The sequence below is a fragment of the Mesorhizobium sp. B2-6-1 genome (assembly GCF_006440475.1).
Classification (GTDB): Bacteria; Pseudomonadota; Alphaproteobacteria; order Rhizobiales; family Rhizobiaceae; genus Mesorhizobium.
This window is the reverse complement of record NZ_VFUH01000003.1, coordinates 409,061-420,477: the sequence shown is the minus strand read 5'-3', so window position 1 is coordinate 420,477 and position 11,417 is coordinate 409,061. Positions and strand designations below refer to the sequence as shown.

Genomic DNA, 11,417 nt, shown 5'->3' with positions numbered 1-11,417 from the left:
GGCGCTACATTTGCAGACAAGAGCCACCCCATGAGCACGTCAGCGATCACACCCGTCCCCTTCGGCCGCCGCGTCAAACGCTTCATGGCCGACCGGCCGCTGATTCCGCTGGTCATCCTGCTGGTCATCCTGGTTGTGATTTTGCAGATCCTGCGCCCCGGCATCGTCAACGAGCGCTGGATCGCCAACACCATCAAATTCGCCATTCCCTTGGCGATCCTTGCCGGCTGCCAGACCATGACCATGCTGACCGGCGGCATCGATCTCTCTGTCGGCACGGTGGCGACGATGAGCGCCTTCATCATGGCTACGCAAGCCGTCAACCAGGACCCAGCCGTGGCCTTCCTCCTGGCGATGATGCCGGCGGTGCTGATCGGCCTCGTCAACGGCATCGGCGTCGGCGTCTTCCGCGTCCATCCGCTGATCATGACGCTGGGCACCAGCCTGATCGGCACCGGCTTCCTGCAGGTCTATCAACGCACGGTGATCGCCTCGGGCGCCAAGATCCCCGATTTCCTCGCCTGGCTCGGCACCGGCGTGACCGCAGGGTTTCCCAACGCGCTGCTTCTGTTCGTCCCCGTCGCGGTGCTGATCGTCTTCGGCTTGAACCGCACCGGTTTCGGCCGCCTGCTCTACGCCGTCGGCGACAATGAGCGCGCGACCCGCCTTTCCGGCGTGCGCTACTGGCAGGTCATCACCGCGCTCTACGTCCTCTCCAGCCTGCTCGCCGGCATCACCGGCCTGCTCTATATCGGCTTGATCAAGGCCCCTTCCCTGTCCCTCGCCGAACCGCTGGTGCTGCCCTCCGTGGCCGCCGCCGTCATCGGCGGCACCTCCATCTTCGGCGGCCGCGGCGGCTATACCGGCACCATCATCGGCGCCTTGATCCTGACCGTGCTGACGACGCTGCTGACGATTTTGCAGATGCCGGAGGGGGCAAGAAGGATCCTGTTCGGCCTGATCGTGCTGTTCGTGACGGCGGCCTATCTGCGGATCGTGGAGGAGCGGTAGGGAGGGGCCGCCGGCTCATCCCTGGAAACACCGACGCAGTGATCGCCCTCACTTCACCGTGATGCTCATGCCGCTGAGATCGGCGTTGACTTGCAGCCCTACCTGCCTGCCCGTGAGCTCGAGCTGGGCGCCCTTGTCGTTGGTCATGACGATCACCTGGGCGCCTTTGCCGAGCGCGCCGCCGCCGCCCGCCGCGCCGTACACACCCGTCACGTCCCGGGCGCGCTTGATATGGCGCACGGTGCCCCGGAAATAGGTCTTGGAGGCACCGAAGGCGAGGCCGCCCGAAATGCCGCCGACCGAGATCGGATACCGGCGGCCATGGAAGGTCAGCGTGCCCTCGCCTCCGGCGCCGCCGATGAAGAAGGCCGCCTTGTAGATGGAGAAGCGGATCGTTCCGGTGTCGGCGTGCGCGACACTGGCAAAGCCAACGCCCGCGGCAGTGATCACGGCGATGGCGACTGAACGAAATCTGGACGAAATCTTCATGACAAGGGGCTCCTCAAGGTCGCTGCTCACCCGACCGGGCCGGGACGTCGGCGTCGCATCGAAGTTCATGGCTAAACAGTCTCGCCCATCATTGGTTCCAAGCACACGGTCTCGTTCCGGCTGCGAGGAGACCGTCGCTAAACGGGCCCGCCGGCTGGCGAATTGTCCAGCGGCGGCTGGCGGCATCGCGGGTCGAGCAGGGGAGCACGGGGAGACCCATGGCGCCGTCTGGAGCGGGCCTGGTGAAACTTTTTGATTTTTAGGCCGTTGTCGCCGTTACATCCGAGGCTGAACTCATGCCGAAAACGGTCGACGGCGCCAGGCGGCGCAAGGCAGAGAAGTCGCACCAGGAGAAGGCCTCGACAGTCGAAGTTGCGTCCGAGGTCGTGGGCGAGGCTGCGCCACCGCCCGGGGCCATCGAACCCGGTCCGGAGCTGACGCCGCAGGAGGCCGAGCAGGCGCGCAAGCGATACCTGCTGAGGCGCTTCTGGATCAGCGCGCGCGGCTACTGGAGCACGCGCGGCGACAAGCTGGCCTGGCCGTTCACGCTCGGGCTGTTGATGCTGATATGCATCAATGTCGGCTTCCAGTATGGGATCAACATCTGGAACCGCTCGATCTTCGACGCCATCGAGCAGCGCAACGCCCACACCGTCTATGTGCTCAGCGCCGTGTTCCCGCCGCTGGTGGTTGGAAGCGCAAGCCTTGTCGTCGCGCAAGTCTACCTTCGCATGACGATCCAGCGCCGCTGGCGTTCCTGGTCGACCACCGCCATCATCGCGCGCTGGCTCGCAAGCGGCCGCTACTATCAGCTGAACCTCGTGGGCGGCGACCACACGAACCCCGAGGCACGCATCGCGGAGGATTTGCGGATCGCCACGGAATCGCCCGTCGATTTCATCTCCGGCGTGATCAACGCGTTTTTGTCGGCCTCCACTTTCATCGTGGTGCTGTGGACGATCGGCGGGGCGCTGACTTTGCCGATCGGAAGCTGGAGCGTCACCATTCCCGGCTTCCTGGTCGTGACCGCGGTGATCTACGCCGCCATCACCTCCACTTCGATGGTGGTCATCGGCCGCCATTTCGTGCGGCTCTCCGAGCAGAAGAACCAGGCGGAAGCCGATTTCCGCTACACGCTGACGCGCGTGCGCGAAAACGGCGAGAGCATCGCCTTGCTCGGCGGCGAGGAGGAGGAGCGCAGCGGCATCGACAAGACGTTCGGCACGGTGCTCCGGCAATGGGCGCTGCTGACAGGCCAGCACATGCGCACGGCGCTGGTGTCGCAGGGGTCGAGCCTGTTTGCACCGGTCGTGCCGATCTTGCTTTGCGCGCCAAAATTTCTCGAAGGCAGCATGACACTTGGACAGATCATGCAGGCTGCCTCAGCCTTCGCCATCGTGCAGGCCGCGTTCGGATGGCTGGTCGACAACTATCCCCGCCTCGCCGACTGGAACGCCTCGGCACGGCGTATTGCCTCGCTGATGATGTCGCTTGACGGGCTGGAGCGCGCCGAACGCAGCGACGCGCTGGGCCGCATCAGGCACGGCGAAACCGAAGACGGTGCGATGCTCAGCCTGGACAATCTCTCGGTATCGCTCGACGACGGCACCGGCGTGGTCAAGGAAACCGAGGTCGAGATCGAGCCTGGCGAGCGGGTGCTGGTGGCCGGCGAATCCGGTTCGGGCAAGAGCACGCTGGTGCGGGCCGTCGCGGGCCTTTGGCCGTGGGGTGGCGGCAGCGTCGACTTCCACCCCGGCAGGCGGCTGTTCATGCTGCCGCAACGTCCCTACATCCCCTCCGGGACGCTGCGCCGCGCGGTCGCCTATCCGGCCGCCGCCGAGAACTGGACGCTGGAGAAGATCAACGCCGCCCTCGACAAGGTGGGGCTCGATTATCTCAAGGACCGGATCGAGGAAGACGCGCCCTGGGACCAGACCCTGTCGGGTGGCGAAAAGCAGCGGCTCGCCTTCGCGCGCCTCCTGCTGCACCATCCCGATATCGTCGTTCTGGACGAAGCGACCTCGGCGCTCGATGAGAAGAGCCAGGACAAGATGATGGAGACGGTCATCCATGAATTGCCGAAGGTGACCATCATAAGTGTGGCGCATCGCGCCGAGCTGGAAGCCTTCCACAGCCGTAAGATCACATTGGAGCGGCGCGAGGGCGGCGCAAAGCTTGTCAGCGATATTAATCTTGTCCCGCGCAAGGGCGGACGGAACCTGCTCAGGCGCGCCTTGTGGGGCTCCGGCGCTGCGGCCCAAAGGCCGCGCGAGCTGGACTAAAGCCGACTTCGTCCCGCCTCAGCGCCCGCTCAGCGCCGCGACGCGGTCGAGGGCGGCGCCGAGGCCTTTCAGGGAGACGGGGAAGTTGAGCTTGGTCTCGGCGTCGGTGACGACGTTGAGCGTCAATACGCCGCCCGCCTTCAGCTTCTGCGCCAGCGCCCGGTCGATCGGAAACTGCGCCACGCATCCGTTCGGCAGGCAGGTGCGGAACCGCAACTGGCCGAGGGGCGGCTGGTCGTCGACCTGGATCGTCACGCCTGGGTCGAACAGGATGCCGAAAGGCAGAAGCAGGGTTCCGGTCAATCCACCCTTCGGCCCCGCGCGCAACTCCACGGCCAGCAGCCTCTGGCCGTTCTTCTGCGTCTGGTCCTGCGAAACCGAGCAGGCGCGTGCATTGTCCTGGATGGTGCAGGCCAGGCTCCAGTCCTGATAGGTCTCCTGGAGCGACGACGCGCCGTTTGGAAGCGTGGCCGCCTGCTGTTGTTGCGCACAGGCACTCGATGCAGCCAGGGCCACCGCGCAGATTGCGGCCGCCTTCAGAAGAACAAATCTGTCAAACAACGATGGCGACTTTCTCTTTCGGGGTTCACGCGCATGGCCCCGAAAACCGGATGGGATTTTCGGGGCCGCGGGCATGGTCATCTGCCTCACGCAGCGTGCAAAAGCAATTCCAAAGCGCGCCGTGTGAGCGCGGCGCGCTTCAGGTACAGACCCACTCGCGGACCTTGCATTCGGTTCCCGCCGCCTCGCAGGCATGCAGAGCGAGATCTTCCGCGTCTTTGCGGGTCTCGGCGGAGTTCGCGCCCCACGGCGTCAGCCGGTCGCTCTGCTTCTCCTTAGCCACGGCCAGGGCGCCGCAGTGCTTGTAGGGAAAGCCCGTCTCGTCGTCGTCTGTCCAATGGCGATGATTGCGGAACACCGTGACAACAGTGCAGCCCTTGCCGCCGGCGTTCTCGCAATATTTCATCGCGGCGTCCTTCGCCTCCTGGCGCTTGTCGGCGCCCCAGAAGAAGCCGTGCTTGGTATCGATGCTGGAATAGGCGATCGCCCCCCAGATGCCTTTTTCCTCCTTCGGCTCCGGCTCCGGCGGCGCCACAAGGTCGGCCGAGACAACCTGCCCGCTCCACAGCAGGGCCATGCACAAAGCTGCCAGACGTCGCGATTTCATGGTCTGCAATCCTTTCCAGGAGCCCTCGCCCATTCGCCTATCCCGTTGTCTCACTTCGACGCCGACGCGATGGAAATCACCACGCAGCTATTGCCGGTCGGCAGCAGAAGCGCTTCGCCCGAATTGCCGCCCAGCTCGTACACTTCGACCTGGCCGAGATGGTCGGTGATCTTGCTGCCTTGCGGAAGAACGGACGGGATCTCCGAACACGGGCTGGCGAACGGCGCCACCCGCACCATCGCGCCTTCGCAGCCGGAAGCGGTGGGCGATGCGAAAACCACGCCGGCGGCCGGTCCGCTGTATTTTTCCGTCGCATAATCCATGCCGACGAGGGCCTGCACGGCGTGCTTGTCGGCGGCCTGGTCGTTCCACAAGGATTTGACGCTGTATTTAGAACCCGTCGTCAGCACCTGTCCGAGCACAGGAAAGATCGTCGAGCAGGCCTGCACCCCGGCCTGTTTGACATGTTCGAGGAAGGGCGAGTCCGGCAATGCGGGCGGCGCGATCCCGGCCTGTGCGGCCGTCGGGGTGCCGACGAGACCGGCGATCGCGGCATAGTTGGCGGCAGCGAAGCCGATGCCGATCATGGCCAGCCCCAGCAGCGAGAAGCCCAGGACGCGCGGCCACCGCCGCTGCGGCTCGGCGCCCCTCTTGCGATCGGGCTCGACGATCCTCTTGCGGTCCGGCTCCACGCTCGGGCCGCGCGCTGGGGAGATGGACGGGTCTTGCTGGCTCACGGTGCTGCCTCGGTTATTTGATTGGCGCAAGGGCCTCGGACAGCCCCTTGAGCGTTGCGGTCACGGTAATCGTCTGGCCGTCGACGGTCGGGTAGGAGATGGCCGGCGTCGCTTTCTGCACTATCTGCTGGCGCATGACGGGCCCCACCGGCAGCATGCCGACGCAGACCACTTCGTTGCAGCCGTTCAAGTGGACGTCGATCGGGTCGCGCCCGTCGAACTTCAGCGACACCAGGCCGTCGCTTTTGGCGTTCGGCGCGGTGCGCAGGATCATGTAGGGCTTGCCGTCCTGCGTGGCCGCGAGCGACCAGCTGAAGGCCATCCTGCCGGCCCCGTCCTCGATCACCTGCGAGACATTGCAGACCTTCTTGCGCGCCTTGAGGTTCTCGTCGCAGATCAGCGTCCAGTTCTCGAAGGGCCGGATGGTGCGCTGGTATTGGCCCAGCTTCACATCCGGCGGCACCGCCACGTCGGACGGCTTGATCCTGTAGGGCGCGGTCGCTTGCGCGGCGGCTGGCCCGGCGGCCAAGGACAGGCCGCCGGCAAGCGCCAGGCAGGTCAGGAGGAAAAGCCGGGCATGACGGCTGGTTGCCCCGTTCATTCCCGCCTCAGTTCAACGTGAAGCTCAGGCCGGCGCCGACACCGACATTTCCGCCCGCCGCCGTGCCCGAGACATTGCCGCGGATGCGGCCGTCCTCGCTGGTGTAGCCCGCGCCGAAGGCAAAGGCGCTGGCATCCCGCCAGAAGCCGCCGCCCGCCGCGACGCTCAGCTTTCCGGGACGGTCGTCGTAGCGCAGCGAGGCGGCGGCGAGGCCGATTGCCGCCGCTTGCCGGGCTTCGTCGCGGATGCCGCTGATGTCCGAATTCAGCTGGCCGAGTTTCTGGTCGGTATAGTCGTTGGCCTGTTGCAGGGTCGTGGCCGCCACCTTGTCGGTATAGCTGTTGGATGTGCTGATGGCGGTGTCCAGGCCCTTGGTCAGCTGGTTGACATTGACCGCGTCGGTGCCGGCGACGCCGGGTCCGACATTGGAGATGACGACCGGCGCGTTGACGTCGCCGCCTTGCAGCGTGATGGTGTTCGTCTTGGCGCCGCCCTGCGTGTCATAGGTCACCGCATTCTGGTTGAGATTTCCGACGCCCGTTTGCAGGGCCTCGATCGCCTGGTTGGAGGCGAAGAGCTGCGAACCGTTGATCGCGTCGGTGCTGTCGGCGGCGATCCGTCCGGCAGCGACATTGGTGATCGTCCTCTCCGCGCCGGCATCGCCGACGCTGACTGTTCCGGTCGGCGTCGTGCCGGCAAAGGCATAGGTCTTGCCGTTGATGACGGTGCTGGAGGTGCCGACGGCGCTCTGCGTCACCGAGCCGGAGCCGAGCGCCACATCGTTGGCGTTGTTGGCCTGCGCGCCCTGGCCGAGCGCGACGGCGCCCGTCCCGGTAGCGGTAGAGCCATGGCCGGCGGCCAGGCTGTCGTTGCCGCTCGCCACGCTTTCGGGTCCGATCGCCACGGCGTCGGTGCCGCCGGCGATACTGTCGGCCAGCGACGAATTGGCGTGGAAGTACTTGATGCCGCCGCCATTGCTGATGGTGGTCAAGGCATTGTCGACCGCCGTGAGCCCGTCATAGACGGTCGTGTAGGTGTTGCCCTGGACGGTGTAGGTCGGCCCGGTGATCGAGCCGTCGGGGTTGAGCGTGGTGGTGCCGCCGAACAGGTTGGTCACGTTTTGCGACACGCCGCGCAGCTGCGAGACGTTGACGCCGTCGGTGTCGGCCGAGCCCGCCGCGACATTGGTGAGCTTGCGTTCAGCTCCGGCGTCGCCGATCGACACCTCGCCCACCGAGGTCTGCGGGGCGGTCAGGGCAAAGGCCGCGTAGCCGGCCTGCGCGCCGACCGAGGTGATGGACTGCGCGCCCAGCGCCACGCTGTTGATGAAGGTGCTTTGCGCGCCGGCGCCGAGCGCCACCGACTGGATGCCGGAGGCGAGCGAATTGGTGCCGAAGGCCAGGCCGTCCGCCAGCATCACATGGGCGTTCTGGCCGATGGCGGTTCCGCCGGGCGCCGTCTGGTCGACGATGGCGCCGTTACCGATGCCGATGCCGTTATCGCCGTTGACGACCGTGGTCGGACCGACCGCGACCGATTCCGCGCCGACCGCCAGCGAGTCGGCCGCCACCGAATTGGCATGGAAATACTTGGTCGAGGTGGCCGACACGGCGGCGATGGCGCCCGCGAGCTGGCGCACCGTCACCGCGTCCTGGTCCTGCGTGCCGTCGGCGACATTGGTGATCTGCCGGTAGGAGGTGGCGTTGCCGACCGAAACGGCGCCGAGCAGCGCCTTGTCGGTGGTGTTGTACTGGATGAAGTTGGATGGGCCGGCGGGCAGTTGCCCGGTAGCCGGAGCGATCGGACGATCGGAGAGCGAACCCGAGCCGAGCGCCACGCCGCCGTCGATGCTGGCATTGCTGTCGCGGCCGAGCGCCAGCGCGCTGACGCCGGTCGCGGTCGCATTGTAGCCGACCGCCGTGGAACCGACGCCTTGGGCGAAGGAATCGGTCTGCGCCAGCCCGAACTCGTTGGTGCGGGCATAGCGGATGCCTTCGCCATTGGCGTCGGTGAAGACGGTCGACGTGTCGCCGGTGATGTTGTTGATCGTGTTGCCGAGATTGGTCACGCCAGCGCCGATATTGGCAATGTCGGTCGTGTTCTGGGTCACCTGCTGGTTGGTGGCGAAGAGCTGCGAGCCGTTGACGGCATCGGTCGAACCGCCGTTCAACTGTCCGGCCGCGACGTTCTGGATCTGGCGCTCGGCGCCGGCCGAGCCGACCGAGAAGGCGCCCGCCGGCGTGCCGCCGGCGAAGGTATAGTTGACGCCGCCGATCGTCGTGCCGCCGACATTGGTCGTGGCGCCCGACGTCGAATTCAGGCCGATCGCGACATCGCCGGCATTGTTGGCGACCGCATTCGGGCCGACAGCGACGGAATCGGCTCCCAGCGCCTGCGAATCCGCCAGCGTCGAGTTGGCATGGAAATACTTGATGCCGCCGCCGACATTGATGTTGTTGACGACGGCGCCGATGGCATCGACCGCCTGGTTGGTGGCGAAGAGCTGCGAGCCGTTGATGGCGTCGGTCGAGAGCGCGCTGATCCGCCCAGCCGCCAGGTTGGTGATGGTGCGTTCCGCGCCGGCCGCGCCGATGCTGACCGTCGAGGTCGGGTTGGTGCCCTGGAAGGCGTAGGTGGTGCCGTTGACCACCCCGCTGGCCGTGCCGACCGCCGTGGTGGTCACCGAGCCCGAGCCGAGCGCCACGTCGCCGGAGCTTGCCGCCGCCGTCGCGCCATCGCCGAGCGCGACATTTCCGGCGAGGCCGGCCGCGCCCGCCGTCGAGCCGTTGCCCAGTGCGACCGAGCCCTGCCCGATCGCCTTGTTGCTGTTGCCGATCGCGACGGCGCCGTTGGCCATGTTGGCCGCGGTGGCGGTCGCCGTGCCGTCGCTGTTGGCGATGTTGTTGGCGCCGCCGGTGAAGGCGCCGGTGCCGCTGGCATAGCTCGGGTCGCCGATCGAGACCGCGCCGTCGCCAAAGGCGGTGTTGCCGGAGCCGATGGAGACGGCCTTGCCGCCGGTCGCTACCGCATTGGTGCCCATGGCGACCGCTTCGGCGGAATCCGCCTTGGCGCTGGCGCCCAAGGCGATGGTGTTAGCCGCCGTCGCGTTGGTCGAGGGGCCGATGGCGATGGAATTGGCTCCGCTGGCGGTACTGGTGGCGCCTACCACAATGGAGTAGGCGCCGGACGCAGTGGAGCCTGCGCTGCCCACCACGGTGGCGCCGGCGCCAGTGGCGTTGACGGAAACGCCAAGCGCCACGGCCTGCGTGGCTGTCGCGTTGGTAGAGGAGCCCATGGCGATGGCACCGTCCTCCGTGGCATTGGCCAGTGTGCCGAGCGCCATCGCGTTGTTCTTATTCGCAAGCGCGCTGGTGCCGATGGCGATGCTGTTGGGCACGGCCGTGTCGGCCTGCACGCCTGCCTGCGCGCCCACACCGAATGCAATGGACTGGTTGCCCCAGGCGCTGGCGTTCTTACCCATCGCCGTGGCGCCCGTTCCCGTTGCCTTGCTTTGGCGTCCGATTGCGGTGGTGTCGACCTGAGACGCCGTCACGTCCGTACCGATAGCAATGGCGCTCTGGGCCAAGGCTCCCGTCCCGGCAGCGGTGCGCGAGCCGAGATAGACGGCGTTTATCGCGGTTGCGGTCGACTGGAAGCCGACGGCGACGGCATTTTGGCTGTTCGCAACGGTGCTGGTGCCTTGTGCAACAGCATCCAGCCCGGACGCCCCTGCGAACTGCCCAATCGCAGTGCTGCGCAGCCCGCTGGCTACGGATCCGTAGCCAGCGGCGAACGCATAGTTGTTGCTGGCCGTGGCGCTGACACCGACTGCGGTGGAGTTCCCTCCCGAAGCTTGGGCGTTGGTGCCCAGCGCGCTGGCCCCGGCCCCAGTGGCACCCGCGGCGACGCCGATCGCTACCGTGTTGATATTGTTTGAAATCGTACCGGAGCCGATCGCCACTGCGCCGCCGGTGCCCGTGGCCGACGCGGTGCGACCAATGGCGACGCCGTATTGCGCCGTCGATTGGGCCTGGAAGCCGAGCGCTATGGCCCAGTTAAGGCTGGCGTTTGAGCCGTTTCCGACCGCGATGGCCTCGGGAGCGGTCGCCGAACCGCCGCCGGCCTGATATTGCGCCTGAGCCGGCGTCGCGGCCATGCCGATCGCGAAGGCGCCCAGCGTCACGGCTGTCCCGAGCGCCCCGCCGACGCCCAGCGTTCCCAGCCCCAAGCGCTTGCGCCCCATGCCCAGCGCACGATGCGCCATGCGCAGGACCGCCATCAAGCGGCGCCGGGCCGAACGGGACCGAGGATCGCCATTCGCGATCCAGTGACTGGCGAAATGCGCCGCACGGCGCTGAACAAGGAGCGAGCCGCCCGAAATATGGCCGCCCGAAATATGATTGTCGGTCATGGTTCCCTCTCCGCTGGCCGGCACGAAATGTCTGACACTTCCACTCCACAGCAGGAAGACATGATTCCCCTTCGCGGTATTTCACGAAATTGCTGTCTTGTGAGAAAAGATACGAGCATATACGCGGAGGTTAACGGCTCGTTACCTTAGCAACTGCTTTAAAATCAAGTAATCAAATAATGACGAGAGCGCGGCTTCATCTAATCTTTGCGTTAAACTTGCCCGCCCGCGCCTGCATCGGCGTCATCTGCCGGTATTTCTTCATCATGGTGGTGAAGTGGCTCTGGCTCGAAAACCCGCTGAGATGGGCGATGTCGGCGATGGTCATGCGGCTGTCGGCAAGAAGTCTTTCCGCGAAGTCCAGCCTGAGATCGAGAACATATTGATGCGGCGGCATGCCGAACGTCTTGGAGAAGGCGCGCACGAAGTGGTACGATGAAAATCCGCAGACGGCGGCCATTTCGGCAAGCGCCAGCTTGCGCGAGAAGTTCTCGTTCAGGAACTCCTGCACCTTGCGCGCACTGCGGACGGAAAGCCCGCCCTTCACGTTGAGCAGCGGCTGCCGGGCCGAATTGGCTCCGGAAACCGATCCGGGGGGACCATCAGCGCCCGGCATTTTTCGGCCTCCCGATATTTCCAAGATGAACTTCAACCCGAGGCCTCCCTCCCCGTTCCCCCGAAAAACAATTCGTGATTGATCGAAGCGGGCCCGCATCGC

General features: G+C 66.1%; 9 protein-coding genes. 2 read left to right on the top strand and 7 right to left on the bottom strand.

The window, feature by feature from the left end; all coding sequences use genetic code 11:
- Positions 1-30: 30 nt before the first annotated feature.
- Entirely contained in the window at positions 31-1,011 is a 981-nt protein-coding gene (locus FJ443_RS09760; protein WP_140663694.1) for an ABC transporter permease, read from the top strand.
- A 48-nt stretch (positions 1,012-1,059) separates the two neighbouring features.
- Here the strand turns inward: FJ443_RS09760 and FJ443_RS09755 are convergent, their stop codons facing one another.
- Complete coding sequence (locus FJ443_RS09755) at positions 1,060-1,500, bottom strand: hypothetical protein (protein WP_140500175.1); 441 nt, start codon at positions 1,498-1,500, stop codon at positions 1,060-1,062.
- Between the two features lie 296 nt (positions 1,501-1,796).
- On the opposite strand from FJ443_RS09755, the gene FJ443_RS09750 reads away from it, so the two are divergent.
- The gene (locus FJ443_RS09750) at positions 1,797-3,782 is read left to right on the top strand and encodes an ABC transporter ATP-binding protein/permease (RefSeq protein ID WP_140663692.1); all 1,986 of its coding nucleotides are present in this window, start codon (positions 1,797-1,799) and stop codon (positions 3,780-3,782) included.
- Between the two features lie 18 nt (positions 3,783-3,800).
- Here the strand turns inward: FJ443_RS09750 and FJ443_RS09745 are convergent, their stop codons facing one another.
- The 6 genes from FJ443_RS09745 to FJ443_RS09720 all read right to left on the bottom strand — a co-directional run bounded on the left by FJ443_RS09745 (position 3,801) and on the right by FJ443_RS09720 (position 11,414).
- The gene (locus FJ443_RS09745; protein WP_224706057.1) at positions 3,801-4,424 is read right to left on the bottom strand and encodes an invasion associated locus B family protein; all 624 of its coding nucleotides are present in this window, start codon (positions 4,422-4,424) and stop codon (positions 3,801-3,803) included.
- Positions 4,425-4,482: 58 nt separating this feature from the next.
- The gene (locus FJ443_RS09740; RefSeq protein ID WP_140663690.1) at positions 4,483-4,950 is read right to left on the bottom strand and encodes a DUF4189 domain-containing protein; all 468 of its coding nucleotides are present in this window, start codon (positions 4,948-4,950) and stop codon (positions 4,483-4,485) included.
- A gap of 50 nt (positions 4,951-5,000) precedes the next feature.
- Positions 5,001-5,687 (bottom strand): hypothetical protein, encoded by a 687-nt coding sequence (locus FJ443_RS09735; protein ID WP_181174394.1) that lies wholly within the window; start codon positions 5,685-5,687, stop codon positions 5,001-5,003.
- 13 nt (positions 5,688-5,700) lie between these two features.
- The gene (locus FJ443_RS09730) at positions 5,701-6,288 is read right to left on the bottom strand and encodes an invasion associated locus B family protein (protein ID WP_140500091.1); all 588 of its coding nucleotides are present in this window, start codon (positions 6,286-6,288) and stop codon (positions 5,701-5,703) included.
- A gap of 7 nt (positions 6,289-6,295) precedes the next feature.
- Positions 6,296-10,699 (bottom strand): YadA-like family protein, encoded by a 4,404-nt coding sequence (locus FJ443_RS09725; RefSeq protein ID WP_140663688.1) that lies wholly within the window; start codon positions 10,697-10,699, stop codon positions 6,296-6,298.
- Between the two features lie 196 nt (positions 10,700-10,895).
- Positions 10,896-11,414: an AraC family transcriptional regulator gene (locus FJ443_RS09720; protein WP_140663686.1), complete on the bottom strand. Its 519-nt coding sequence runs from the start codon at positions 11,412-11,414 to the stop codon at positions 10,896-10,898.
- Positions 11,415-11,417: the final 3 nt, after the last annotated feature.

Bases quoted from the DNA above. Each gene is read 5' to 3' on its own strand.
- FJ443_RS09760 (WP_140663694.1), top strand. From the start codon at position 31: ATGAGCACGTCAGCGATCACACCCGTCCCCTTCGGCCGCCGCGTCAAA.
- FJ443_RS09755 (WP_140500175.1), bottom strand. From the start codon at position 1,500: ATGAAGATTTCGTCCAGATTTCGTTCAGTCGCCATCGCCGTGATCACT.
- FJ443_RS09750 (WP_140663692.1), top strand. From the start codon at position 1,797: ATGCCGAAAACGGTCGACGGCGCCAGGCGGCGCAAGGCAGAGAAGTCG.
- FJ443_RS09745 (WP_224706057.1), bottom strand. From the start codon at position 4,424: ATGACCATGCCCGCGGCCCCGAAAATCCCATCCGGTTTTCGGGGCCAT.
- FJ443_RS09740 (WP_140663690.1), bottom strand. From the start codon at position 4,950: ATGAAATCGCGACGTCTGGCAGCTTTGTGCATGGCCCTGCTGTGGAGC.
- FJ443_RS09730 (WP_140500091.1), bottom strand. From the start codon at position 6,288: ATGAACGGGGCAACCAGCCGTCATGCCCGGCTTTTCCTCCTGACCTGC.
- FJ443_RS09725 (WP_140663688.1), bottom strand. From the start codon at position 10,699: ATGACCGACAATCATATTTCGGGCGGCCATATTTCGGGCGGCTCGCTC.
- FJ443_RS09720 (WP_140663686.1), bottom strand. From the start codon at position 11,414: ATGCGGGCCCGCTTCGATCAATCACGAATTGTTTTTCGGGGGAACGGG.